23 protein-coding genes, 1 other RNA gene and 1 pseudogene are annotated in these 23,013 nt (G+C 64.8%); 7 read left to right on the top strand and 18 right to left on the bottom strand.

Features of this window, described 5'->3' with window-relative positions:
• Window positions 1-118 precede the first annotated feature (118 nt).
• Window positions 119-1,690, top strand: a complete 1,572-nt coding sequence (locus QU44_RS07100) for a SulP family inorganic anion transporter (RefSeq protein ID WP_033921216.1) — start codon at window positions 119-121, stop codon at window positions 1,688-1,690.
• Window positions 1,687-2,190, top strand: a pseudogene (locus QU44_RS07095) (carbonic anhydrase); the annotation flags it as partial. The gene QU44_RS07100 and the pseudogene QU44_RS07095, both read left to right, overlap by 4 nt.
• Window positions 2,191-2,327: 137 nt before the next feature.
• Here QU44_RS07095 and rnpB read toward each other — a convergent pair.
• From rnpB to QU44_RS07055, 9 genes are all read right to left on the bottom strand, one after another.
• An RNA gene (gene rnpB / locus QU44_RS17405) (RNase P RNA component class A) lies at window positions 2,328-2,705 on the bottom strand.
• 12 nt (window positions 2,706-2,717) lie between these two features.
• On the bottom strand, window positions 2,718-3,407 hold the full coding sequence (locus QU44_RS07090; protein ID WP_033921214.1) for an N-acetylmuramoyl-L-alanine amidase: 690 nt from the start codon (window positions 3,405-3,407) through the stop codon (window positions 2,718-2,720).
• A 92-nt stretch (window positions 3,408-3,499) separates the two neighbouring features.
• The gene (locus QU44_RS07085) at window positions 3,500-4,327 is read right to left on the bottom strand and encodes a CheR family methyltransferase (RefSeq protein WP_231621648.1); all 828 of its coding nucleotides are present in this window, start codon (window positions 4,325-4,327) and stop codon (window positions 3,500-3,502) included.
• A complete protein-coding gene (locus QU44_RS07080; protein WP_052134409.1) occupies window positions 4,324-5,388 on the bottom strand; it encodes a chemotaxis protein CheB in 1,065 nt (354 codons plus the stop codon). Before QU44_RS07080 ends, QU44_RS07085 begins: the two co-directional genes overlap by 4 nt.
• 4 nt (window positions 5,389-5,392) lie before the next feature.
• Window positions 5,393-5,758 carry a response regulator gene (locus QU44_RS07075; protein WP_033921213.1) on the bottom strand — a complete coding sequence of 122 codons (366 nt, stop codon included), beginning with the start codon at window positions 5,756-5,758 and terminating at the stop codon, window positions 5,393-5,395.
• Between the two features lie 83 nt (window positions 5,759-5,841).
• Complete coding sequence (locus QU44_RS07070) at window positions 5,842-6,261, bottom strand: chemotaxis protein CheW (protein WP_033921212.1); 420 nt, start codon at window positions 6,259-6,261, stop codon at window positions 5,842-5,844.
• Window positions 6,258-8,570 (bottom strand): chemotaxis protein CheA, encoded by a 2,313-nt coding sequence (locus QU44_RS07065; protein WP_033921211.1) that lies wholly within the window; start codon window positions 8,568-8,570, stop codon window positions 6,258-6,260. Before QU44_RS07065 ends, QU44_RS07070 begins: the two co-directional genes overlap by 4 nt.
• A 221-nt stretch (window positions 8,571-8,791) precedes the next feature.
• Window positions 8,792-9,436, bottom strand: a complete 645-nt coding sequence (locus QU44_RS07060; protein WP_033921210.1) for a histidine phosphotransferase family protein — start codon at window positions 9,434-9,436, stop codon at window positions 8,792-8,794.
• 42 nt (window positions 9,437-9,478) lie between these two features.
• Window positions 9,479-9,907 (bottom strand): Mov34/MPN/PAD-1 family protein, encoded by a 429-nt coding sequence (locus QU44_RS07055; RefSeq protein ID WP_231621647.1) that lies wholly within the window; start codon window positions 9,905-9,907, stop codon window positions 9,479-9,481.
• A gap of 17 nt (window positions 9,908-9,924) precedes the next feature.
• Here QU44_RS07055 and QU44_RS07050 point away from each other — a divergent pair, with 17 nt between their 5' ends.
• The 3 genes from QU44_RS07050 to mtgA all read left to right on the top strand — a co-directional run bounded on the left by QU44_RS07050 (window position 9,925) and on the right by mtgA (window position 12,627).
• Window positions 9,925-10,875: an RluA family pseudouridine synthase gene (locus QU44_RS07050; protein WP_033921209.1), complete on the top strand. Its 951-nt coding sequence runs from the start codon at window positions 9,925-9,927 to the stop codon at window positions 10,873-10,875.
• Window positions 10,876-10,940: 65 nt separating this feature from the next.
• Window positions 10,941-11,846, top strand: a complete 906-nt coding sequence (rpoH, locus tag QU44_RS07045; protein WP_033921208.1) for an RNA polymerase sigma factor RpoH — start codon at window positions 10,941-10,943, stop codon at window positions 11,844-11,846.
• Between the two features lie 73 nt (window positions 11,847-11,919).
• Window positions 11,920-12,627, top strand: a complete 708-nt coding sequence (gene mtgA, locus QU44_RS07040) for a monofunctional biosynthetic peptidoglycan transglycosylase (protein WP_052134408.1) — start codon at window positions 11,920-11,922, stop codon at window positions 12,625-12,627.
• A gap of 21 nt (window positions 12,628-12,648) precedes the next feature.
• Here mtgA and QU44_RS07035 read toward each other — a convergent pair whose 3' ends face one another.
• The 5 genes from QU44_RS07035 to glmU form a co-directional block, all read right to left on the bottom strand.
• Window positions 12,649-12,897, bottom strand: coding sequence for a hypothetical protein (locus QU44_RS07035; RefSeq protein WP_033921207.1), 249 nt, complete (start codon window positions 12,895-12,897; stop codon window positions 12,649-12,651).
• Window positions 12,898-13,122: 225 nt separating this feature from the next.
• A complete protein-coding gene (locus QU44_RS07030) occupies window positions 13,123-13,446 on the bottom strand; it encodes a YbaB/EbfC family nucleoid-associated protein (RefSeq protein ID WP_033921206.1) in 324 nt (107 codons plus the stop codon).
• Entirely contained in the window at window positions 13,443-15,113 is a 1,671-nt protein-coding gene (locus QU44_RS07025; RefSeq protein WP_033921205.1) for a DNA polymerase III subunit gamma/tau, read from the bottom strand. Before QU44_RS07025 ends, QU44_RS07030 begins: the two co-directional genes overlap by 4 nt.
• A gap of 81 nt (window positions 15,114-15,194) precedes the next feature.
• Window positions 15,195-17,030: a glutamine--fructose-6-phosphate transaminase (isomerizing) gene (gene glmS, locus QU44_RS07020; RefSeq protein WP_033921204.1), complete on the bottom strand. Its 1,836-nt coding sequence runs from the start codon at window positions 17,028-17,030 to the stop codon at window positions 15,195-15,197.
• 1 nt (window position 17,031) lies between these two features.
• Window positions 17,032-18,387 carry a bifunctional UDP-N-acetylglucosamine diphosphorylase/glucosamine-1-phosphate N-acetyltransferase GlmU gene (gene glmU, locus QU44_RS07015; RefSeq protein WP_033921203.1) on the bottom strand — a complete coding sequence of 452 codons (1,356 nt, stop codon included), beginning with the start codon at window positions 18,385-18,387 and terminating at the stop codon, window positions 17,032-17,034.
• Between the two features lie 77 nt (window positions 18,388-18,464).
• Between glmU and QU44_RS07010 the strand changes: the two genes are divergently transcribed.
• The gene (locus tag QU44_RS07010; protein WP_033921202.1) at window positions 18,465-19,151 is read left to right on the top strand and encodes an HAD-IA family hydrolase; all 687 of its coding nucleotides are present in this window, start codon (window positions 18,465-18,467) and stop codon (window positions 19,149-19,151) included.
• Here QU44_RS07010 and QU44_RS07005 read toward each other — a convergent pair.
• Genes QU44_RS07005 through QU44_RS06990 form a run of 4 tightly spaced genes read right to left on the bottom strand, consistent with a single transcriptional unit; the run spans window position 19,133 to window position 21,660 of the window.
• Entirely contained in the window at window positions 19,133-20,143 is a 1,011-nt protein-coding gene (locus tag QU44_RS07005) for a nucleotidyltransferase domain-containing protein (RefSeq protein WP_033921201.1), read from the bottom strand. The two genes, QU44_RS07010 and QU44_RS07005, sit on opposite strands and share 19 nt — an antisense overlap.
• Window positions 20,140-20,994, bottom strand: coding sequence for an HprK-related kinase A (locus QU44_RS07000; RefSeq protein WP_033921200.1), 855 nt, complete (start codon window positions 20,992-20,994; stop codon window positions 20,140-20,142). The genes QU44_RS07005 and QU44_RS07000 overlap by 4 nt, the downstream gene beginning before the upstream one ends.
• Window positions 20,991-21,257 carry an HPr-rel-A system PqqD family peptide chaperone gene (locus QU44_RS06995; protein WP_033921282.1) on the bottom strand — a complete coding sequence of 89 codons (267 nt, stop codon included), beginning with the start codon at window positions 21,255-21,257 and terminating at the stop codon, window positions 20,991-20,993. The genes QU44_RS07000 and QU44_RS06995 overlap by 4 nt, the downstream gene beginning before the upstream one ends.
• A gap of 13 nt (window positions 21,258-21,270) precedes the next feature.
• Entirely contained in the window at window positions 21,271-21,660 is a 390-nt protein-coding gene (locus QU44_RS06990; RefSeq protein ID WP_033921199.1) for a hypothetical protein, read from the bottom strand.
• Window positions 21,661-21,761: 101 nt separating this feature from the next.
• Between QU44_RS06990 and QU44_RS06985 the strand changes: the two genes are divergently transcribed.
• Window positions 21,762-23,012 carry an ATP-binding protein gene (locus QU44_RS06985; protein WP_033921281.1) on the top strand — a complete coding sequence of 417 codons (1,251 nt, stop codon included), beginning with the start codon at window positions 21,762-21,764 and terminating at the stop codon, window positions 23,010-23,012.
• Window position 23,013 lies beyond the last annotated feature (1 nt).

Here is a 23,013-nt window from a genome sequence, read left to right as displayed (position 1 = left end):
GCTGCCATCGCTTCATAGCAAGCTGCCCTTGTCGATAACCGTCGCGGGTTGCCTGTAGCTGCCAACACCTGCATAATTGTCCGGCACCGTTGCAAAATCACAACAGGGGATTTCGAACTTGAACGCGCTTTTCGCAACCTGGCGGCAGGATTTGCCCGCCTCGATTGTCGTGGCGCTCGTCGCCCTTCCGCTATGCCTCGGCGTAGCACTTGCCTCGGGTGCGCCTTTGTTCTCGGGCGTCATCGCTGGCATCGTCGGCGGTATCGTCGTCGGGCTGCTATCGAAATCCCCCCTGTCGGTCAGCGGCCCTGCCGCCGGCCTGACCGTGATCGTGTTCAGCGCGATCCAGAGCGTGCCCAGCTATGAAGCGTTTCTGCTCGCGGTCGTGCTGGCGGGCATCATGCAGATGGGCTTTTCGCTCACCAAATCGGGCGTTCTCGCCGAATTTGTACCAACTTCGGTAATTACCGGGATGCTGTCGGCGATCGGCCTCACGCTGATCCTGAAGCAGATCCCGCACGCGATGGGATATGATGGCGATCCAGAGGGTGACTGGAACTTCTTCCAGGCCGATGGCCTCAACACCTTCAGCGCGATCTGGTACACGCTTACCGACAGTTTTCTGTGGGGCGCGGCGATTATCGCGCTGGTGTCGCTGGCATTTCTCTTCTGGTGGGACAAGGCGCGCCCCAAGGATGGCCCGCTGCGCTTTCTGCCAGCCCCGCTGGTCGTGGTGGTGTTCTCGATCGTCGCCAACCTGGTCTTCTCAGCGACCGCGCCCGGCCTGGAAGTACAGCGCTCGCACCTGGTCGAGGTGCCGATCGCCAGCTCCATCGGCGAGTTCGTGAACCTGTTCACTTTCCCCGATTTCGGCGCGATCACTATCCCGGCGGTCTGGACGGTGGCGCTGACGCTGGCGATCGTCGCCAGTCTTGAATCCTTGCTCAGCGTCAAGGCAGTCGATGAACTCGATCCCAAACGCCGCGTGACCGACAAGAACCACGAATTGCTGGCGCAGGGCGGCGGCAACATCGTCTCGGGCATGATCGGCGGCCTGCCGGTAACGTCGGTGATCGTTCGCAGTTCGGCCAACGTCGATTCAAATGCCGGTTCGAAAATGTCGACGATTTACCACGGGCTTTGGCTGTTGCTCAGCGTCGCGCTGATCCCGACCGTGCTCAATCTGATCCCGCTGTCGGCATTGGCCGCGATCCTGATCCAGACCGGCTACAAGCTCGCCAAGCCCGCGCTGTTCGTCGCGCGCTGGAAGATGGGCTATGCCCAGTTCGTGCCGTTCGTGGTGACGATCGTCGCGATCCTGTTCACCGATCTGCTGATCGGCATCATCATTGGGCTGGGCGTCGGCTTCGTGTTCGTCATCGCGCGCAACTTCCGCCCTTCGGTCAGCTATGTCGAGGACGGCTCAAACGTGATGGTACGCGCGCGCCGCAACCTCTATTTCATCCATAAGGTGGAATTGACCTCGGCGTTGAACCGGGTGCCCGATCATGCTTCGATAGTGATCGACATCACCGCGACCGAATTCGTCGACCCCGACAACATCGACATCATCAACGCATTCATCAAGAATGCCGAATATCGCGACATCAAGGTCAGCGTCCGCGGCGATCTTGCCGGGCGCTCCGCCTCGCAGATCAAGGCGCCGACCAAGGAGATCGTTTTCGCATGAAGAGCTATCAGCAGCTGATCCTGTCGAACAAGGCATGGGTGCAGGAAATCACCGAACAGGATCCTCAATTCTTCAAGCGCCAGGTCGGCGGCCAGCGGCCCGAGATATTGTGGATCGGCTGTTCGGACAGCCGCGTCTCGCCCGACCAGATCACCCAGACATTGCCCGGTGAGATGTTCATCCACCGTAACATCGCCAATCTGGTCCATGCGGACGACCTGAACTTCATGTCGGTGCTGCAATACGCCATCGAAGTGCTCGAAGTGCAGCATATCGTCCTGTGCGGCCATTATGGTTGTGGCGGTATCCGGGCGGTGCTCGAAGGCCGCGTCCAGGGGCCGATCGCCGAGTGGCTGGAAAACGCCAATGGCGTGCGGACCCGCCATGCCCATGAAATCGAATCGCAGCCGTCCGAAGACGCCAAGGTGAACCGATTCGTCGAATGCAATGTGCGCGACCAGCTGCTCGACGTAGCGCGGACCGACATCGTCCAGGCCGCATTCGCCAAGGGCAAGGCGCTCCAGCTCCACGGCTGGGTCTATGATGTCAGCGATGGATTGATCAAACCGCTGCTCGAAATCGATGCCGCGACCGATCTCGATGTGCTGAGCCGCCCCCAGTCGGCGCTGGCGGCGGAAATGCCAGAGGGTCTGTAAGCCGGGTTCTGTCCACCGCCCGTTCGCTTGCGCGGCGGGCGGATGGGCGACCATTCCTCTAGGCGCGCCGTTGCCGACGCGCTCAAGCAACCAACCCGGACGACGCGCCGAAACGAGGCGCATGTGCCGTCCCTATTCGGTCTTGCTCCCGGTGGGGTTTGCCGTGCCGCCCCTGTTACCAGGCGCGCGGTGCGCTCTTACCGCACCCTTTCACGCTGACTGGGCCGAAGCCTTAGCCGTCTGCTCTCTGTGGCACTTTCCCTGGGGTCGCCCCCGCCGGGCGTTACCCGGCACCGTCGTTTCGTGGAGCCCGGACTTTCCTCGCGCGGTTGCCCGCCCGCGGTCGCCCGACCCTCTGGCAAGTCGCCGTCCTAGTCATCGCCCTGCGGTTTGGGAAGCAGTAACGCGAGCAGGATCATGCGGCATTCGGCGTCGATGATTCCGTCGATCATTTCGGGGCGAAAGCGCCGCTGAAAGGCGGTCACGCTCTTCACCCGATCGCGCACGTCATAGCCGAACCGTTCGAGCGCCAGCAAAAACCCGCTATCGCTCCATTCGGGGTCCATCAAATGCCGGGTCGGACGCGGCAGCGCCAGCCGCAGCCGTGCCAGCCTGCCCCAGGGGAACAGCTCGCCCGGATCATCCTTGCGGTCGGGCGCGACGTCCGAATGGCCAACGATATTGCCGCGCGTGATCGCATGGCGCTGCTTCACGGCGTCGACCAGGCGGATGACCGAATCGATCTGCGCTTCGGGAAACGGGCGATAGCCCCATGCATGCCCCGGATTGACGATCTCGATGCCGATCGATGCGCTGTTGACGTCGCGAATGCCGCGCCAGCTCGCGCGCCCGGCATGCCAGGCACGCCGCGCCTCATCGATCATGCGAAGCACGCTGCCATCCTCTGTCACCACATAATGGGCAGACACTTTGGCGGCAGGATCACGCAGGCGATCGATCGCGGCCTTCGCATCCTGCATGCCGGTATAGTGCAGCACGATCATCGTGATGGGCAGCAAGCGGTCATCGAAATTGGGCGAAGGTGCCTCGACGAATTCCATGCCACCTCACCCGAACGACCTCGTCCGTCGATGCGACCGATCGGCGGTCGGCGCAAGCGCTTATGGGGTTGCGCTGGTCGCCGGTTGCTCGGTCAATCGCTGGCGCAATAGAAACCGCGATACTCGCCGCACGCGACCAACGAATCGGCCTGCCCGGTCACGGTTTCGCTCGCCCCCAATACCAGCCGTCCATCGGGCCGAAGCGCCCGCGCCAGCTTGCCCAGGACGTCGCAGCGCAATTCCGGCGACAGGTACAACAGCACGTTGCGACACAGGATCAGGTCGAACTTGCCCGGCAGCGGCGCGTCGTGGGCAAGGTTATGCGTGCGAAACTGCACCCGCGACAGCAATTCCGGCAGCGCCGTCCATGCGTTGCCGGCGGCTTCGAACCAACGCACCATGCTTCGCACCGGCAATCCGCGCTGTATCTCGAATTGCGTGAAGCAGCCCGATTTCGCCCGCGCGATCGCGGTTGCCGAAATGTCGGTCGCCTGGATTTCGGGGAAGGGATGCTCGCCGGCCTGGTCGGACAGCAGCATCGCCACGCTCAGCGGTTCCTGACCCGTGGAGCAGCCCGCCGACCATATCCGCAGCCGCCGTCCCGGATCGGCTTCCTGCTTGGCCAGCAGGAATCTGCCCGCCTGCTGGATTACCGCGGGATCGCGAAAGAACGAACTCTCATGGTTCAGCAGCGCCTCTACCGCTTCGCGCTCCAAACACTGGTGATGTCCGCTTCCAAGCGCCGCCGCCAGCTTGTCGATGGTGGCAAATCCATGCGCCCGCAGCAGCGGGGCAAGCGCGGTTTCGACCCGCCAGACGCGGTTGGCGGCGATCCTTTGCCCGGTGCGCTCCTCCATCAGCGCGACGATGATGTTTGCCGCGCCGGGCGAAATTCGCTGGGTCTGAGCGGCGGCGATCACCGCCCCCGCCCCTGACGACCGACCAGTTCGCCGATGGCTTCGGGCGGCAGGATCGCATCGGCGATGCCGGCCTCGGCAACCGCGCCGGGCATGCCCCACACCACCGATGTTTCACGGTCCTGCACGATCACGGTGCCCCCAGCAGCCGAAACCGCCTTTGCGCCCTCGGCACCATCGCGGCCCATGCCGCTCAGGATCACCGCAATCGCCCGCGTGCCCCATAGCTGCGCGACACTGGCGAACATCGGATCGACCGACGGCATGCATCCATTGGCCACCGGCGTCTCGACCAGGCGGATCGCCACGCCGTCGGAGGTGGCGACGCAGCGGATATGCGCGGTGCCAGGCGCGACCACGACGTGGCGATCGCGCAGTCGCAGCCGGTCGCTGGCCACCACGCAAGGCCGTTTGGCGAGCACCGCCACCTGCGCGGCGAAATAGGGCATGAACGATGACGGCAGGTGCTGGGTAATCAGGATCGGCGCGTCGAAACTCGCCGGGAGCGACCGCAGCAACTGGCTGAGCGCGTGAATCCCTCCGGTCGACGCCCCGATCGCCAACACCGCAGCATCGGGCCGGCTGGCGGCACCAACCCGCTTCGCCGGCGGCGAGGCAGGCAGCATGGGTTCGTTGGCCGCCACTCGCTCGAGCCGGTCGCGCAGCGCGCCCGCGAACTCGCCCGCGAAATTGCCTATCGCCGGCTTCAACAGCGTCGCCGATGCGCCAAAGGCAAGGGCATCGATCGTCGCGCTGGCCCCTTCCTTACAAGCCGACGACACCACGATCACCCGCGCCCCGCGCCCGGCAACCAGAATATCGGGCAGCGCCGCCAGGCCGCTGGCTCCCGGCATATCAATGTCGAGGAGGATGATGTCGACCGAGGCGGCGACCAGATAGTCCAAAGCGGCTGCGGTATTGCCCACCATGCGCGCCGCGCAATAGCCCGGGGTTCCGTTGACGATCCGCGCCAGCACCGCGCGGGCTACTGCCGAATCATCCACGATCAGCACCCGCCGATCGGCGCTGGTCGCGTCGGCCCGCGCATTCGACGATCGGTTCACGGCATCAGGCCATGCCGACGATCTGGAGCTTGCTTTCCAGGGTGTCGCGATCGAACGGCTTCATCACATATTCGTCGGCCCCGGCGTCGATCGCCGCGCGGATATAGGCCATGCCGTTTTCGGTGGTGCAGAACACTACCTTGGGCCGGCGTTCGATGCCGCTGTCCCCCAAGGCGCGCAGGAAATCCATCCCGCTCATCACCGGCATGTTCCAATCGAGCAGCACCACATCGGGCGCTTGCGCCAGGCAACTGTCCAACGCCTCGCGCCCATCGGCCGCTTCGCGCACTTCGAAATCCAACGTCTCCAATATGTGGCGCGCAACCTTGCGGATCACTTTGGAATCATCGACGACTAGGCAGCTTTTCATCGGCAAGCATATCCTGCTGGAGGCGTGTTCGACCCATGCCACGGACATCGTAAGCGTAGCGTTAATCGATCGGAAATCTCAGGCTAAACCGTCGCGGGCAACAGCCAGGCCAGATCGATGATCAACACCGGCTCTCCGTCGCGATCGATCAGCCCGCGTGCCGCAAGCGCCCATGCCCCCTCCAGCGCCGCGGTGCCGGCAATCGGTTGCGCCACGAAAGGCGCGACGTCGTCGAGCGTGTCGACCAGAAAGGCATAATGATGCCCGTCGACCTGGGTGACGATGGCGCGGCGAGCCATGTCGGCCTCACCGCCCATCCCCAAGGCCGATCGCGTATCGATTACCGTGACCACCCGGCTTCGCAAGGTCGCAAGACCCCGCACGGTGGCGGCAGTTCGCGGCACTGGCGTCACCGGGCCAATATCCACCACCGATTCGACCGAGGCCGATTCGATCGCGATCGTTCGCCCGGCGACATGCGCGATCAGATACAGATTATTCATCGCCCCGCTCCTGCCGCCCGGCGCGAACAGTCGCGCAGCGCCTCCAGCAGCCCTTCGCGGTCATAGCGATAGATACCCGCCTCACCCGCGCGCTCATGCCGCAGCACCACCACCGGCAAGTCGCCGTCAGAGCGCGACCCCTCACCTTCCAGCCGCAGGATCGCCGCCGGTCGATCCCCCTCGCTTGCCTCGGTCGCGACACGATAGCCGGCATTGCACAGGATCGGTGCCAGAAAGCCCGGCATCCACCCCGCCGCATCGGGCTCGATCAGGAACAAGGGGCGATCATTGGTCGCCGCGACATCGGCGTGGTTCGCAAACAGCCAAAAGGGATCGAGTATCTCGATCGGCTCACCGTCGATCAGACTTACCCCCGCGACCGGCCCTTGCGTCGCTGCCGGGGAGATCGCCTGCGGCGTTTCGACGATGTCGGCTGCCTCCAATATGGCATAGCCGATCTCGGAACGATCGTCTTTCAGGCGCAACACCGGAAACGATGGCGCGGCGGGCAATGGCCCTTGCGCCACCAGCGACAGCAACAAGCCGTCGAGTGCCAGCCGCAGCCTTCCGGCCGACAGCCGAACCGCCTCCGTCGCCACCTGTTCGATCCTATCGACCACCGACAGCGGCACCGCACGGCGCGCACCGTCCAGATCGACGAACAACAGCACCTGCATCATCGGCACCCGCGCCGCCGGCTCCTCGGTCGCCTCCTCCACCTGCTCGCGCTGGAAGCGAAGCCCGGCGACATCGGCAATGCCGGCGCAGTCGAGCAGCAGCATCGGCTGCCCGCTGTCGGGCATCGTCTGGCCGGCATAGACGCCGGCAGCCATCACCGCCGGTGCAGCCGGTTTGATCACCAGTTCCTCGGCGTCGATCACATGATCGACCGCCAGTGCAAAGCTCGCGTTGCCGATGCCGACGATCAGGAACATTCCCGCTCCCTCGGTCGCGGCGGCTTCGATCCCCAGCAACGCGCTCAACCCGACCACGGGCAGCAACCGATCGCGGACCTGCAACACCTGGCTGTCGCCGATCCGGTCCAGCCGCACGGCACTGTTTTGTTCGGCGACGATCTCCTCGATCACCGCGCGCGGCACGGCGAAGCGGTGATCGCCCACCCCGACGATGATCGTCGCGATGATCGACAATGTCAGCGGTACGTGAATGGCAATCCGCAAGCCGGCGCCGGGAACGTTGTCGAGGTCGATCCGACCGCCGATCTGGTCGACGCAGGCGCGAACCACGTCCATCCCGACCCCGCGCCCCGACACCGCCGACACCTCGTCCTTGGTCGTCACGCCCGGTTCAAAGATCAGCGCCAGCCTGGCGCGTTCGGGCAATGCACGGAGTTCGCGCTCGCTGCGACCGCTGGCCGCCAGCTTGGCGATCACGCGATCGACATCGATCCCGCGCCCATCATCGGTGATCTCCAGGATGATCTGATTGCCCGCCTGCCGCGCGCTGACGGTCAGACGACCCTGTTCGCGCTTGCCTGCCGCCACCCGCTCCGCCGGGGTTTCGATCCCGTGGTCGATCGCGTTGCGGATGATATGCACCAGCGGATCGCGCATCACCTCGATCATTTCGCGATCGAGTTCGACATCGGCACCCTCGATGCACAGCGTCACCGCCTTGCCGACCCCAGCCGCGGTATCGCGCACCATGCGCGGCAGCGCCGAGAAAAGCCCGTCGATCTTCTGCATCCGCGTCCGGGTGACCGTGTCGCGCAATTCGGTGACGGTAGCCGACATCCGCTCCAGTGCCGCCTCGACCAGCGGGTCGACATCGCCTTCGCGCATCCGCCGCGCCAGCTCGTTGCGCGCCAGCACCATGTCCGACATGCCGCCCATCATCCGATCGAGCAGCTCGACGCTCAACCGAACACTGCGCGCCGGCGCACGGTTGGCGATTGCCGGCACCGCAACCGCCGTCTCCGCCGCCCCTTCGGCAAGCGCTGCAATCAACAAGTCTTCGCCGGTATCGTCGAGCGCGATGCCCGCGTCGATCGCCTCGACGATTTCACCGATCCGATCGATGATCGCCAGCACAGCGCTCACCAATGCACGATCGGGCCGACGTGCGCCGTCGCGAACCTGCGACAGCACATCTTCGGCGGCATGGCTCAGCCGCTGCAGTCGCGGCAGATCGAGGAAGCCGCAACTGCCCTTCACCGTGTGGACAAAGCGGAAAATCGAATCGAGGCGGGCGCGGTCGTCGGGCGCACCTTCCCAAGCGATCACCTCTCCCGACAGCGCCTCGAGCGTTTCGCGGGTTTCGGCAATGAATTCTTGCAGCAGATCGTCCATGTGCCCCCGCAGTCGGTAGAGCAGTCATGACCTCTCTGGGTTAAGAGCAAGTTAGCCTAGTGGATTGATTTTGACATTCGCATCCCGCCTGCGGCACGCTCTCGCTGCGAATGTCAAAATCATAAAATCCACTAGAATCAAATGTTTTTTAGTGGTCCTGGAGATTCTGACATTTGCTCCTGACTAAGCCGAAGGGGGTAGCAAATGTCAGAATCGGACCACTAGCGCGTGCGAAACGATGCGCCGAACAACAGAATTTCGGCGTCGGCGGGCGAAACCTGCAGATCGCCGCCACCCTGATCGACCAGCGATCGTACCAGATACGCAGCGGCCGAGCGCGGAGTCACATCGGCTTCGGCAACTCCGCCTTCCAGGGCGTTGCGTAATTCGGGGTCGAGCACGATCCGCGCACCATCGGCGCGGACGACGATCTCGACCCGGTCCTCAGTCACCTCGGCACCGACATCCAGCCGTCCGCCACGGATCAGCGCGTCGCCGGCGATCAGCGCCAGATTCATCAACACCTTGATCGCATGCTTGGGCAGCACCGGCGCGTCGACCATCCAGCCGATGGTCAACCGCTGGTTATCGGCGAACAATCCCTCGATCGCGGCATGTGCCTCGCGCGTGTCGATGGTCTCGCCGAAACCGCCCGCCGCGCCAAAGGCCAGACGGAAAAACTTCAGCTTGTTGGCCGATGCCCGCGCGCTTTCCGCCAGCAACTCCATGCAGCGCGCCCGCATTTCGGGATCATTTTCATCGGCAAGCAATTCAAGCCCGTTGTTGAGCGCGCCAACCGGGCTCAGCAAATCATGGCATAGTCGCGAACACAGCAGGCTCGCAAATTCGGTCGGGGAAATATCCAAAGCATGGCTCCGTGGGGTTGCCGCCTTGTGGCGCAGGCGCGGTCAAGTCGCAAGCAAGCGTTGGTCGCTCATCATAACCAGTTCGACGGCATCGAAACAACCCTCGACCGCGCCGCCCGCCGTTGCGGTCCAAGCCGATACTTGGTTTGCCGCAACGATAATCCAGATACGACCGTCCGCCGCCGCCATCGCCGCATCGGTTGCCGATGGCCTGGTATCGCCGCTCGGATGCGAATGCCAATAACCAAGCACACGCGGCCCCCCGGCGCGCTCGACCTTGAGCGCAGCGAACAGTGCCGCCGGATCGATTTCAAAGGTGCGGGCAGGCTCGGCTGCGACATTTGGGGTCTGGACTGCCAGCGCGATCACGGTATCGCCGATCAACAAACCGCATACCTCGACAGCGGGCGTTTCCGCCGCTGCCGCGTGAATGACCGCCAGGGCCGAACTTGTAATCCCAATGTGCTGCACCGACCTATAATATGACAATGAGCCGGGGGGTTTCCACCATAGATGCACACATCGCAGACGCAGCCAATGGCTGGCGGCTCGATCGTGCCCTGGCGCAAGCGGTACCCACCCTGTCACGCGAGCGGTTGAAGGCGTTGCTGGCCGCGGGCCATGTGTTCGACGGCGCCGGCGTCCCTGCAGTAGATCCTTCGCGCAAGGCGGTGGCGGGGTCGCAATTCACCATCAGCATTCCCGAACCGACCCCGGCGGAAGCGCAGGCGCAGGATTTGTCGCTGGTCGTCGTGTACGAGGACGAATCGCTGATCGTGATCGACAAGCCAGCCGGCCTGGTCGTGCATCCTGCCGCGGGCAATCCCGACGGCACGCTGGTCAACGCGCTGCTGCATCATTGCGCGGGTCAGCTTTCGGGGATCGGCGGAGTCGCGCGCCCCGGCATCGTCCATCGCATCGACAAGGACACGTCGGGGTTGATGGTCGCCGCCAAGACCGACCGAGCGCACGAAGGACTTGCCCGCCAGTTCAAGGACCACAGCATCGATCGCCGCTATCGCGCGATCGTCGCGGGGCGGCCCAATCCGGCCACCGGCACGGTCGATGCGCCGCTCGCCCGATCCTCGGCCAACCGCAAGATGATCGCCATCGTACAGGGCGGCAAGCGCGCGGTGACGCATTATCGCTTGCTCAAGCTGCTGCGCGATGCCTCGCTGATCGAATGTCGCCTGGAAACCGGACGCACCCATCAGGTGCGGGTTCACATGACCTCGATCGGTCATGGATTGCTGGGCGACCCGGTGTATGGCAGGAGTAAGGCGGTGCATCGCCCGATGCTGGAAACCATGGGTTTCCGGCGACAGGCGTTGCATGCCGCCCGGCTGGGGTTCATTCATCCGGTGACAAGTATCGCTTTGGCGTTTGATAGCGAAATGCCCGGCGACATGCAGGAACTGTTCACGGCACTTCACGTATAGTCTTATGGTGATATTGTCCGCGCAGCCCCGCGCGGCGATATTGCCCTACTGAGGGAGATTTGGTTATGGCAATCGGCAGCAACGTGCCCGCAACGGTTCCCGCCCTGGGCGGCGAGGCCAGCCTCAACCGCTATCTTTCCGAGATCAAGAAATTTCCGATCCTGGCGCCTGAACGCGAGTACATGCTCGCCAAGCGCTTTCAGGAGCATCAGGATCCCGAGGCAGCGGCGCAACTCGTCACTTCGCATCTGCGGCTCGTGGCAAAGATCGCGATGGGCTATCGCGGCTATGGCCTGCCGGTGTCCGAATTGATCTCCGAGGGCAATATCGGTTTGATGCAGGGCGTGAAGAAGTTCGAGCCCGATCGCGGCTTCCGCCTCGCCACCTATGCGATGTGGTGGATCCGCGCCTCGATCCAGGAATATATCCTGCGGTCGTGGAGCCTGGTGAAAATGGGCACCACCGCCGCGCAAAAGAAGCTGTTCTTCAACCTGCGGCGGATGAAGGCCAAGCTCGATGCGTTCGAGGACGGCGATCTGCGTCCCGACGACCTTGCAAAGATCGCCAAGGATCTGGGCGTCACGCAGGACGAAGTCACCAGCATGAATCGCCGCATGGCGATGGGCGGCGACACCTCGCTCAACGTGCCGATGCGTGAGGATTCGGAAAGCCAGTGGCAGGATTGGCTCGCCGATGACCAGCCATTGCAGGATGAGCGGGTCGCCGAGGCGCAGGAAGCCGATGTCCGGCACACGATGTTGATCGAGGCGATGGACGACCTGAACGAGCGCGAAAAGCATATCCTGACCGAGCGGCGGCTAACCGACGATCCCAAGACGCTTGAGGAATTGAGCCAGGTCTATGGCGTGTCGCGCGAGCGGGTGCGCCAGATCGAAGTGCGCGCATTCGAAAAGCTGCAAAAGGGCATGATGCGCCTGGCAGGCGAGAAGCGGTTGCTCGCCTTCAACTGATCGGGCAATCGTCGATCGGGTGAGCATTCGTACCACCAACAAACGGCGCAGCGCCGGCCCGGGGCGATCCCCCATGGCCGGCGTTTCGCGTTCCAGTAAACCGATCGGCAAGCGGCTGCTGGGTTGGCTGATCAAGCTGATCATCGGCTTCGTGCTCGTGTCGCTGCTGCTCGTGGTGATCTTCCGCTTCGTGCCGCCGCCTTTCACCCTGACCATGATGGGCGACGTTTTTGCCGGTCGCAGCGTTACCAAGGATTGGGAGCCGCTATCGGCGATCGACGCCGACATGGCGCGCGCTGCCATCGGCGGCGAGGATTCGCGCTTCTGTTCGCACAGCGGCTTCGATTATCAGGCGATCGGCGCGGCGGTTGTCCGCAATGCCAAGGGCGGGCGAATCCGTGGCGGTTCGACCATCAGTCAGCAGACTGCGAAGAACGTGTTCCTGTGGCAGGGCGGTGGCTATGTCCGCAAAGCGCTCGAGGCGTGGTTTACCCTGTTGATCGAGACCATCTGGGGCAAGCGGCGGATCATGGAAGTCTATCTGAATGTCGCCGAAACCGGCATTGGGACCTATGGGGCCGAGGCTGGCGCGCGGCGATATTTCGGCCACGGGGCGGCAACGCTGTCCGAGCGCGAAGCCGCGCAGATTGCTGCCGTACTGCCGCTGCCCAAGAAACGCGCCGGGGTCTCCCCTACCGGCTTCACCCGGCGCTACGCCCGCTCGATACAGTCGCGGATCGGGGTCGTGCGGCGACAGGGGCTGGATAGCTGCCTGCGCTAGCCCAGCCCCCGATCGCTTATTTTATTCCACCGTCTTCTTGGCCGCATCGCCGACTGCCGTGGCCCCGTCCTTCACCGCATCGGCGGCACCACTGATGGCGTCGGTCTTGATCGCGTCGTTGCGGCTCTGGTTCATCAGGAAATAAGCACCGACAACGACCGCGATCAGCAGCGCGACGCCGATCAAAATCGTGCCGCCACCACCGCGCCGCTCGATCACGGTGGTGGTGGTGTGCGGCGCGCGGGTTTCCGTCGTCCGTTCCTCGGTCATGTATCGCGTCCCTCTGGTAAGTCAGACGCGATAAACGACGAGGGACAAGCTATTGTTCCCGTTGTGAAACGTTCGGTCCGCCGGCCTTAGAGCATAATGCTCGCCATCGCTTTCGTCATTCCCGCGAAGGCGGGAATCCATACGCCAGTGCGGTGGTTATGGATTCCCGCCTTCGCGGGAATGACAAAGAAACGATCGACGGATCAGCTCAAACCCATTCTTGTTTTAGAACGGCAGCTTGAACCCCGGCGGCAGCGGCATGCCCGCGGTCAGCTTCGACATCTCCGCCGAAGAGGCCGCATCCGCCCGCGCGCGCGCATCGTTCAGTGCCGCTGCGACCAGATCCTCGACGATGCCCTTCTCCGACGGAGCAAGCAGCGACTCGTCGATGTCGACGCCGATGATCCGCCCCTTGGCGCTGGCACGCACCTTGACCAGCCCGCCGCCCGACACGCCTTCGACCTCGATCGTGTCGAGGCTCGCCTGCGCCTTTTCCAATTCGGCCTGGACGTTCTGCGCCATGGCCATGATGTCTTCGAGGTTCTTCATCCTGCACTCCGATTGGTGGTGACGCCCAACAGTCTTGCGCCGGGAAAGGCGGCAAGCGCGGCTGCGACGACGGGGGAATTGCGTATCTCGGCTTCCTTGGCGGCTTCGTCTGCCTCTTCGGCTTCGCGCAGCGAAGGCGCACCGGGGGCATCGCTGGTGGTAACGCGCCAGCGGGCACCGGTGATCCGTTTCAGTTCATCGGCCAGATCATTGGCGAAGTCCGATGGGATGGGCCGCTGCGCGCCAAGCTCGATCTCGGGCGGTTCGATCCGGGTCGGCCGCGCATGATTGCGCACCGCCTCGCCCAGCGCGTGCCGACCGTGGCGGGCCAGCAGGTCGCGGATCGCCTCGATCGTATCGGGCAGCGCTGGGGCGGTGGGTGCCGGTGCGGCAGGGGTCGCCGCAGCAACCGGGTTGCCCGAAGCGGCCACCGCCGGTTGCGCCTGCGCCGGCACCGCAGGTGCCCTGCCCTCACCAATCTGGCGCGCCAACTCGCCGGGGTCGGGCAATTGCGATGCGTGGATCACCCGCAACAACGCCATCTCGCACGCCTCGATCGGCAGCGCGGCCCGCGCCACCTCGTCATGGCCCTTCAACAGCAATTGCCACAGCCGGTGCAGCACCGGAAACGACAGGCGCGAGGCCCAGTCGGCCAGGGCCTGACGTTCTTCCACAGGTTGCGAAGGGTCGGGATCGGTCCCCACCTTTGCCAGCGTCACGCCATGCACCGTCTCGAGCAGCGTCCGCAGCACCGATAGCGGATCGACGCCCAGATCATATTGCCGCCGCATCGCCGCCAGCGCGCCCGCCGAATCACCGCCCAGCAACAGCGCGAACATCGCCCGCACCGCGCCGCGATCCGACAGGCCCAGCATGTCGCGCACGACATCGGCGCGCACCCCGCCGCCTTCCAGCCCGGCATGCGCGATCGCCTGGTCGAGAATCGACAGCCCGTCGCGCGCCGATCCTTCGGCGGCGCGCGCGATCAGCGCCAGCGCCTCGGACTCGGCCTCAAACCCTTCGGCGGCAACGACATGCGCGAAATGCGCCGCCAATTTGTCCGAACCGATCCGCCGCAGGTCGAAACGCTGACAGCGCGACAGCACGGTGATCGGCACCTTGTTCACCTCGGTCGTGGCGAACAGGAATTTGACGTGCGCGGGCGGCTCCTCGAGCGTCTTCAACAGCGCGTTGAAGGCGTTCTTCGACAGCATGTGAACTTCGTCGACGATGTAGATCTTGTATCGCGCCGACACCGCCGAATAACGCGACGCCTCGATGATCTCGCGCACGTCATCGACGCCGGTATGGCTGGCGGCGTCCATTTCGATCACGTCGATATGCCGCCCCTCGGCAATCGCCCGGCACGGATCGCACACGCCGCACGGATCGATCGTCGGCCCGCCCTGCCCGTCCGCCCCGATGCAATTCAGCGCCTTGGCGATCAGCCGCGCGGTCGACGTCTTGCCGACCCCGCGCACTCCGGTCAGCAGGAACGCATGCGCCAGCCGATCGCGCTTGATCGCGTTGCCCAGCGTCGTGACCATCGCATCCTGGCCGATCAGCTCGGCAAAAGTCTGCGGCCGGTATTTGCGCGCCAGCACCCGATACGCCTCGGGCTTGGGCGGCGGCGCTGGCTCGCCTAGGTCAAAGGAAGGATCGGACATGCCGCGCGTTCTAGCCCAGACAATGGCCGCTGTCGAAGGGATCAGCCTGTCCGCGACCCAGCTCGCGCCGTAGCCGTCAACTCATTCAACGGTAACGCTTTTCGCAAGGTTGCGCGGCTGATCGACGTCGGTACCCTTGGCGACTGCGACATGATAGGCAAGCAATTGCACCGGGATGGCGTACACGATCGGCGCGATCAGCGGGTGGACCTTGGGCATTTCGATCGTCGCGACCGCATCCTGGCCCGCCTGTGCCAGCCCGTCGGCGTCCGAAATCAACACCACCTGCGCGCCGCGCGCCTGGGCCTCCTGCATGTTCGACACCGTCTTGTCGAACAACGGCCCCGAAGGCGCGAGCACGATCAGCGGCACATGCTCGTCAATCAACGCGATCGGCCCGTGCTTCATTTCACCCGACGCATAACCTTCGGCATGGATGTAGCTGATTTCCTTGAGCTTTAGCGCACCCTCCAGCGCCAGCGGATAATCAGGACCACGCCCCAGATACAGCACGTCGCGCGCGCCCGCGATCGTGCCCGCCATCGCTTTGATGTCGTCATCATGCGCCAATGCGGCGTTGATCGCGGCGGGCACTTCGCGCAGATGGCTGACGATTTCCCGCTCCTCGGCGGCACCCAGCTTGCCCTTGGCCCGCGCCAGATTGATCGCCAGCGCCGCCATCACCGCCAACTGGCAGGTGAATGCCTTGGTCGATGCAACGCCGATTTCGGGGCCGGCATGGGTGGGCAGCAGCAGATCGACCTCGCGCGCCATCGAACTGGTCGGCACGTTGATGATGCCCGCGGTGGTGACGCCGTTTTCCTTCATGTGGCGCAGTGCCGCCAGCGTATCGGCGGTCTCGCCCGACTGGCTCACCACGACGCCCAGCGTGTTGGCCAGCAACACCGGATCGCGATAGCGAAACTCCGACGCGACATCGACTTCGACCGGCAGGCGCGAAAAGCGTTCGATCCAATATTTGCCGATCATGCCGACATAGCTGGCGGTGCCGCAGGCCACGATCGTCACCCGCTCGACGCTCGACAAGTCGAACGTCATGTCGGGCAGCGCGACCTGCTCTTCCAGCGGCCGGATGTACGAACGCAGCGTCTGCGCGACGACGATCGGCTGTTCGTAGATTTCCTTCAGCATGAAATGCCGATGGTTGCCCTTGTCGATCAGCGCGCCGGTGACGCCGCTGATCGTGATCGGTCGATCGACCGGCTGGTTGTCACGGTCATATACCTGCGTGCCTTCGCGCGTGAGCACGGCCCAATCGCCTTCCTCAAGATAGGCGATACGCTGGGTGAGCGGTGCCAGCGCCAGCGCGTCGGAACCCAGATAGCTCTCCCCCCCGTCCTCCTCGGCACCATAGCCGACCACCAGCGGCGAGCCGAGCCGCGCGCCGATGAGCAGGCCGGGATGATCGCGAAACAGGATCGCCAGCGCGAACGCGCCGTGCAGTCGCGGCAGGATCGACCGCACTGCCGCCTGTGGATCGCCGGTGGCGTCGAGCGCCGCGTCGACTAGATGGGCCACCACTTCGGTATCGGTCTGGCTCAGGAACACCCGGCCCTGCGCCTGAAGCTCCTCGCGCAGCGGCTTGAAATTCTCGATAATGCCGTTGTGGACTATTGTCACTCGCCCGGCGGTATGCGGGTGGGCATTATCCTCGGTAGGTGCGCCATGCGTCGCCCAGCGGGTATGCGCGATGCCGACATGGCCCGGCAGCGGCTCGGCGGCGAGCAAGCGGCCAAGATTGACCAGCTTGCCCTGCGCGCGGCGACGCTCGATCCGCCCCTCGTGCAAGGTCGCGATGCCCGCCGAATCATAACCGCGATATTCCAGCCGCTTCAGGCCGTCGAACAGCCGCTCGGCGACGTCGGTGGTCCCCAGAATCCCTACGATGCCGCACATGTTATTTCGCTGCCTTTCTAGCCTGCATCACCGCGCGAAACCGGGTGGCCCAGCCTGCGCGCGTCGTTTGCGGCGCGCGGGTCAGCGCCAGCGCGCCAGCCTCGACATTGGCGGTCACCACCGTGCCTGCCCCGACGATCGCGCCATCGCCGATCGTCACCGGGGCCACCAACGCGCTGTTCGATCCGATGAACGCCCCAGCGCCGATCTTGGTGGGGTATTTGAAGAAGCCATCGTAATTACAGGTAATCGTGCCCGCGCCGATATTGGCATCGGCCCCGACTTCGGCATCGCCGAGATAGGTCAGGTGGTTTGCCTTTGCCCCCTCGCCCAGCACCGCATTCTTGGTCTCGACGAAATTGCCGACTCGCGCCCCGCGTCCCACCACCGTGCCGGGCCGCAGCCGCGCGAACGGGCCGATCGTGCTGCCTTCGGCCACTGTCGCCCCTTCAAGGTGCGAAAAGCCGTGGATGGTCACGCCATCGGCGACCGACACGCCGGGGCCGAATACGACGTTCGGTTCGATCACGACGTCGCGGCCGATCACCGTATCATGCGCGAACCACACGGTTTCGGGCGCGATCAATGTCGCGCCCTGCGCCATCGCGGCTTGCCGTCGCTGCGCCTGCCAATCGGCCTCGACCGCTGCCAGTTCGGCGCGGCTGTTTACCCCCGCAACCTCTTGCGCCGCCGTCTCGATCACGGCGGAGGCGCGGCCATCGGCGGCGGCGAGCATCACGATGTCGGGCAGATAATATTCGCCCGCCGCGTTATCATTGCCGACCCGCGCCAACAGATTGAACAGATCCTCCGATCGCACCGCCATCAGCCCCGAATTGCACAACGTCACCGCGCGCTGGGCTTCGCTGGCGTCCTTGAACTCGATCATCCGTTCGATCCGCCCGTCACCGTCGGCGATCACCCGGCCATAGGCACCCGGATCATGCGGGCGGAAACCCAGCACCACCGTCGCGGGCGCGTCGTTTTGGTGCAGCCGATTAATCATCCGCTGCATCGTCGCCGCACGCACCAGCGGCACGTCGCCATAAAGGATCAGCACATCGCCCGAAAAACCGTCGAGCGCCGATGCCGCCTGCGCCACCGCATGGCCGGTGCCGAGCTGATCGGCCTGATGCGCGATCACCAGCTCGTGCGGCGCGACCGCCGCCTCGACCTGCGCACGCCCAGCGCCCACCACCGCGACGATTCGATCGGGGGCCAATTCGCCAACCGACGCGACCAGATGCAGCAGCATCGGCCGCCCGGCGATCGGGTGGAGCACCTTGTGCAGGTCGGACTTCATCCGGGTGCCCTTGCCGGCGGCCAGGATGATGGCGGCAATCGGTCGCGTGGTCATGCAGCTTCCTTGGTTTCGCTCGGGCGACTGCCACGAATGTCTTGCCAATTCCATAGGGTAGCTGGCAGTCGGGCGGGATGACATCCTTTCCCTTCGACATTGTCGGTTTCGACCTCGACGGCACCTTGCTGGATACCAGCGCCGATCTGGCGGCGGCGGTGAACCATGTGCTGGCGCTGCACGACCGCGCGCCGCTGGCGGTCGAAGCGGTGAAGCCGATGGTCGGACTGGGCGCGCGGCACATGCTCAAACAGGGGCTGGCGGCATCGGGCGGGGTCGATGAGGCGCTGCTCGATTCGGGCTATCCGCTGCTGCTCGAACGCTATGCGGCGAATATCTCGGCTGGGACGGTGCCGTTTCCGGGCATGCTCGACGCGCTCGATACGCTGCAGGGGCACGGCGTGACGGTGGCCATCGTCACCAACAAATTCGAAGCAATGGCGGTGAAGCTCGTCACCGAACTGGGCCTTGCGGATCGGTTCGCCTGCATCATCGGCGGCGACACGATGGGCAAGGGCAATGCCAAGCCATCGCCCCTGCCCATCCACGAAATGATCCGCCGCTGCGGCGGTGGCCGCGCCGCATTCGTCGGCGATTCGATCTTCGACATCCAGGCGGCAAAGGCAGCCGCCCTCCCCTCGATCGCAGTCAGCTTCGGCTTTTTGTGGCAGCCGGTCGAAGAATTGGGGGCCGACGCGGTAATCGACCATTTCGACCAACTGGTCCCGGCACTGTACCGCTTGGCTCAGCCCGGCGGGCGATAGCCTTTTCGCCACTTGGTCCACAGGTGGCGCGCAAGCATCGCCGGCGGCATCCGCAGATAATGGCCGCGCAGATAAAAGGCGAATTCGGTAGCCTTGCGCCGCTGTACGCCCCATCCGTCGCGGCCCAGCAGACGGCGAAGATAGGGGCGGTCGCTTGAGTGCATGCGCGCAGGCGAAGCGTCCGGCGAATAAAGGTCGGCCAGCCGCATCGCCCGGGCCATCGCATGCGACAGTTCGTGGTGCGCGGCGCGCGCCATCAGGCTCGCGCGGAACGCCGGGCCGTCAAACTCGTCGAGCAGACAGCGAATATCCCACAGATTTCGCAATCCCCCCGCCAGATCGCCATCGGCAAACAAATGGGCGGCGGCGTGGATCAGCACGTCGCGGCGGCTCAGCATCCGCATCCCATTGCCGATCTCGATACTGTCGGCGATCAGCCCAGCCGCGTCGGGCCGCACCCGCGCCGTCAGCGGCAGGATCGTGTGATGCACGTCGATCATCCGGTCGCGCTCACGATGGATCAGCGGCGGCAGCTCGTGCATCCATTGGCGGTAATAGGCGTCGTCATAGGGGTCGGGCTTCGCCCATTCCCAGCCCGCGCGCAGCAGCGCCGCCTCGACGGCATCGATCGAGCCGCGCGGCACCAGAATATCCAGATCACCGATCGAACGCCCCTTCCCTGCCGACAGCCCCGCCGCGACAAAGGCGGTGCCCTTCAGCAGCACCACCGGCACCCCAAGCGGTGCCAGCGCGCGCCGCGCCATCTCAGCTTCCCACAATGCAGCGATCCGCCCCTGATCGGCCGACAATCGCGCATCGGCGAGGATTCGCGCGGCGGCATCGGGCATCGGCAAACCTTGCAGCCGATAAGCGAGCGTGCCGATCATCTGCTCGGCGCGCGCCGCCCCGATCAATGCGGTCCAGCCTTCGGGATCAAGCGCGGCGACGCTAGACGGATCGCGCAGCGCGGCGACCAGCAGCATCGCGCTCATGCCGCCACCGCCTCGACCTGAGCGATCGCCGTCGCGGCGTCGGGATAGTCGATCGCGATCGCCGGAACACCCTGCACCAGCCCGGTCAGCGCATCGAACCCCCGCTCACCCATCGCGACATAATTGGTCGAAGCCTGAGTCAGCCGCACGAACGTCTCGCTCGGCAACACCGCGCGCTGCGCCGCGTCGAAGCCGAAACGCGGGAACAGGATCGCCGCCGCACGCGCGGGTTCGGCCATACGCGCGATCGAATCGGCATCGGGCACCAGATGGCGGATGTCGCCCTTGGGCGTTCCCACCTGCAACGGGCCGAAGCGCGCGGTCGGCAGCGCCGCCTCTACCACGCTCACGCTTTCGTTCTTCAGGCTCACCAGCCGGGGAAAGCCGTGGATCAGCCCGGTCTCGGCATCGACCAGCGCGAATTCATCGCCCATCAGCCGCCAGCCGCGTGCCATCAGCAGCGCCGCCAGCGTCGATTTGCCCGCGCCCGAAATTCCCGTCATCAGCACCGCGCGCCCGTCACGCTCGACGCAGGATGCGTGCAGCAGCAAATATCGCCGCTGCGCCAGCGCCATTTGCAGGTTCATCCCCATTTCCGCCGCCAGCAGCCCAAGCGACAGCGGCAACGGCGCGGCATCGGGAATGGTATAATCGCCGCCGATCATCACCGCGGGCCGCACGAAGCGCCGCCAGGGCCGCGCCGCGAACAGCCGGACCGAGAAATCGGGTATCCCGTCATCGGGCTTGGGGTAATCGCGATACAGCGTTTCCAGCTCGGCGATCGGCTGCCGCCAGTCCGACCCAACGCGAAAGCCGATCCGCCCGATCCTGACGTGGAAAACGTGCTTCACCCGCGTTCGACCAGTCCAACCGCCGCCAGTTCCTCCAGCCGCGCAGTCAAAGCATCGGCATCGGCGTCGCCCAGCTCATAGCGCGCGGCAAGCGCCGCCAGCAGCGCGGGCACGTCCATCGCTTCGTCGGCCAGCACATCGAGGATTTCGGGCACCGGCGATGCGACGACATGCGTCTGCCCCGACGCCCGGTGATAGATCAATGTCAGCAAATCGAGCGGCACGATCCGCAACGCGGCGCGCGCGCCTGCCCGATATTGCACGGGCACCAGCCGATCAGCCGCGCGGCATCTGCAACGAAGCGAAGCAGGTGAAGCCGCTGGTGCCGGTCTGCAGGCGGCGGATATAGTTGGTATACGCCTTGCTCTGCGAATAATCCGCGCCGGGCAGCGATCCGCCGTTGAGCGCGCGCTTTACTTCCTCGCCGGTAAAGGGCCGCGATGCCGGCGGGAACGCGCCTGCGGTGCCGGCAGGCACCAATTTGCCGTCCTGCGCGATGTAACTGCCTGCGCGCCCCGGATCGGGAACCGGGATTTCGCAGGTCGACAGCGAAGCGGCGGTCTGCGCCAGCGCGGGCCGGATCGATACGATCGCCGACGCCCCAACCGCACCCAGCATCAATGCGCGGCGGCCCGGTTCGGCTGGCTTGGACGGTTCGTCGGTCATGACCCCACCTTTGTAGGCTTGGAAAGCTTACGCAATGGCAAAACAGCGTTAACAATATCAGGTGCTACCCCAAAGCGTCCCGGATCGGGTACATGGCACCCATGTTACAGGGGTCAGGGATTCGGGCGGCGCTTGCGCTGGGCCTTGCAGCCATCAGCGCGCTTGCCGGTTTCGTGATCGGGGCGAGCATCGAATCGGTCGCAGTGGCGCTGGTCGGCGGCATCGCCGCGGTGCTGGTGGCGATCGGCACGGGCGAGGACGAACCGCCGCCCCGCCCGCCCGAGCCGCTGGTCGCGCCACCCACGACGCCCGAACCCGCGATAGCCGACGTGATCGCGGCAATCGGCGAACCGATGCTGGTCGTCGCCGAAAAGCGCGTCATCCGCGCCAATGCCGCCGCCAAGTCGCTGCTGGGCGAGCATATTCTAGGCGAAGACGTTCGCCTCGCGATTCGCCATCCGGCGGCTTCCGAACGGCTGGTTGCCGCGACCGGATCACCCGATGACGAACCCATCCATCTGGTCGGCCTCGGCACCCGCGAACAACGCTGGGAAATGCGGGTGCGCGAGGTGGGGGATGACATGCGGATCGTCCACCTGGTCGATCGCACCGGCAGCTATGCCACCGACCGGATTCGCGTCGATTTCGTCGCCAATGCCAGCCACGAGCTTCGTACCCCGCTCGCATCGATCCTGGGCTTCATCGAAACGCTGCGCGACGAGGCGGGCGAAGACCCCGGCATCCGCGAACGTTTTCTGAAAGTGATGTTCGACGAAGCCAATCGGATGCGGCGGCTGATCGACGACCTGATGTCGCTCAGCCGGATCGAGGCCGAAAAATATCGCGAGCCCGATGCGCTGGTCGATCTGGGCGATCTGGTCGAGGAAGTTCGATCCGAAATCGCCGCCGCCAGCAGCGGGCGCGGCGGCGATCTGTGCTCGGCAGTTGCCGACGTCGCACCGATCAAGGGCGATCGCGCACAGTTGAGCCAGGTGCTGCACAATATCGTTGGCAATGCGATGAAATATGGCCGGCCCGGCACCCCGGTAACGATCCAGCTTCGCCACGATGGTGGATCGATGCTGCGCTTGTCGGTTACGGACGAAGGCGAAGGGATTTCTCCCGAACACCTGCCGCGTCTGACCGAACGTTTCTATCGTATCGATTCGGGACGCAGCCGGGCGATGGGCGGTACTGGCCTTGGCCTGTCGATCGTCAAGCACATCGTCGAGCGCCATCGCGGTCGCCTCGACATCGCCAGCACCCCCGGCACCGGCACCGTGGTGACGATCCTGCTGCCAGCGGGGTCGATGTCATCAAAACGCAACGTCAATGCAACAGAGGGTCCGTGAG

Source organism: Sphingomonas sp. 37zxx, assembly GCF_000786205.1.
Taxonomy (GTDB): Bacteria; Pseudomonadota; Alphaproteobacteria; order Sphingomonadales; family Sphingomonadaceae; genus Sphingomonas.
Note: the sequence above shows the minus strand (reverse complement) of the source record. Positions and strands in the feature narration are given on the sequence as shown.

Bases quoted from the DNA above. Each gene is read 5' to 3' on its own strand.
- QU44_RS07090 (WP_033921214.1), bottom strand. From the start codon at position 3,407: ATGGAATTCGTCGAGGCACCTTCGCCCAATTTCGATGACCGCTTGCTG.
- QU44_RS07075 (WP_033921213.1), bottom strand. From the start codon at position 5,758: ATGAAAAGCTGCCTAGTCGTCGATGATTCCAAAGTGATCCGCAAGGTT.
- QU44_RS07070 (WP_033921212.1), bottom strand. From the start codon at position 6,261: ATGAATAATCTGTATCTGATCGCGCATGTCGCCGGGCGAACGATCGCG.
- QU44_RS07065 (WP_033921211.1), bottom strand. From the start codon at position 8,570: ATGGACGATCTGCTGCAAGAATTCATTGCCGAAACCCGCGAAACGCTC.
- QU44_RS07050 (WP_033921209.1), top strand. From the start codon at position 9,925: ATGAGCCGGGGGGTTTCCACCATAGATGCACACATCGCAGACGCAGCC.
- rpoH (WP_033921208.1), top strand. From the start codon at position 10,941: ATGGCAATCGGCAGCAACGTGCCCGCAACGGTTCCCGCCCTGGGCGGC.
- mtgA (WP_052134408.1), top strand. From the start codon at position 11,920: ATGGCCGGCGTTTCGCGTTCCAGTAAACCGATCGGCAAGCGGCTGCTG.
- QU44_RS07035 (WP_033921207.1), bottom strand. From the start codon at position 12,897: ATGACCGAGGAACGGACGACGGAAACCCGCGCGCCGCACACCACCACC.
- QU44_RS07030 (WP_033921206.1), bottom strand. From the start codon at position 13,446: ATGAAGAACCTCGAAGACATCATGGCCATGGCGCAGAACGTCCAGGCC.
- QU44_RS07025 (WP_033921205.1), bottom strand. From the start codon at position 15,113: ATGTCCGATCCTTCCTTTGACCTAGGCGAGCCAGCGCCGCCGCCCAAG.
- glmS (WP_033921204.1), bottom strand. From the start codon at position 17,030: ATGTGCGGCATCGTAGGGATTCTGGGGACCACCGACGTCGCCGAGCGG.
- glmU (WP_033921203.1), bottom strand. From the start codon at position 18,387: ATGACCACGCGACCGATTGCCGCCATCATCCTGGCCGCCGGCAAGGGC.
- QU44_RS07010 (WP_033921202.1), top strand. From the start codon at position 18,465: ATGACATCCTTTCCCTTCGACATTGTCGGTTTCGACCTCGACGGCACC.
- QU44_RS07005 (WP_033921201.1), bottom strand. From the start codon at position 20,143: ATGAGCGCGATGCTGCTGGTCGCCGCGCTGCGCGATCCGTCTAGCGTC.
- QU44_RS06990 (WP_033921199.1), bottom strand. From the start codon at position 21,660: ATGACCGACGAACCGTCCAAGCCAGCCGAACCGGGCCGCCGCGCATTG.
- QU44_RS06985 (WP_033921281.1), top strand. From the start codon at position 21,762: ATGTTACAGGGGTCAGGGATTCGGGCGGCGCTTGCGCTGGGCCTTGCA.